Source organism: Pseudomonas avellanae BPIC 631 (assembly GCF_000444135.1).
GTDB classification, from domain to species: Bacteria; Pseudomonadota; Gammaproteobacteria; order Pseudomonadales; family Pseudomonadaceae; genus Aquipseudomonas; species Aquipseudomonas avellanae.
Window position 1 is genome coordinate 1 of the sequence record NZ_ATDK01000531.1, and the last position, 645, is coordinate 645.

Consider the following 645-nt stretch of genomic DNA (forward strand, 5'->3'; position numbering starts at 1 on the left):
TGCAGTCAATGCTGGTTCGCGGTGCCGGATAGACGCAATCAATCCCGGTCGAAAAACGCGATGATTGCAGGTCGAGGCCATTTCGATTGCAGGTCGTTACACGTAGCCCTCCAGCTGGCCCGGGAGAGGTTCGGCAGCACACTGACGATCAACGGCACTGCTGAGTTCAAAAAGCTGGTGATCGAGGCGGTGGCCAAGAACGGTTTGGACGTACATTTCACCGACAAGGCCATGAACCAAAGCTTGGCGGCTCGCCGCGCAGAGCTGGAGATTGAACGTGACGGCCTAAGCATTGGACCTGCCAACGACCTTACCCGGCACGTAAACGATTCCACGCGGGACGTGCGCGACCAGGCGGATCGCATGGGCGTTACGGTGCCGATCGAGGCGCTGTACGGCGAAGGCAAAACGGCTGAGCAGGTGAGCCAGGCGCTGGCCACCCAGCTGGACACCGTGCCGGAGTCGGAGCGCGTTGCGTTTGTGGAGACGGTGGCCATCACACTGGGCATTCCAGAACGTGGCGAGCCCAAGGGCGACCAGGCGTAGGTCAGTGTTTTACGAGCAGCCACTGGCATGCGATTAAGGGCCGCGCTGAAACCTTCGACTGCAGAGGTGGCTGTCGCATCGTTCATCTTGACCAGTATC

Annotated in this window: 2 pseudogenes; one reads left to right on the plus strand and one right to left on the minus strand. The window is 60.2% G+C overall.

Features of this window, described 5'->3' with window-relative positions:
* Positions 1 to 60: 60 nt before the first annotated feature.
* A pseudogene (locus DW49_RS1000000134420) lies at positions 61 to 192 on the plus strand (LPD7 domain-containing protein); the annotation flags it as partial.
* Positions 193 to 517: 325 nt separating this feature from the next.
* Here DW49_RS1000000134420 and DW49_RS1000000132610 read toward each other — a convergent pair.
* Positions 518 to 645: pseudogene (locus tag DW49_RS1000000132610) on the minus strand (IS30 family transposase); the annotation flags it as partial.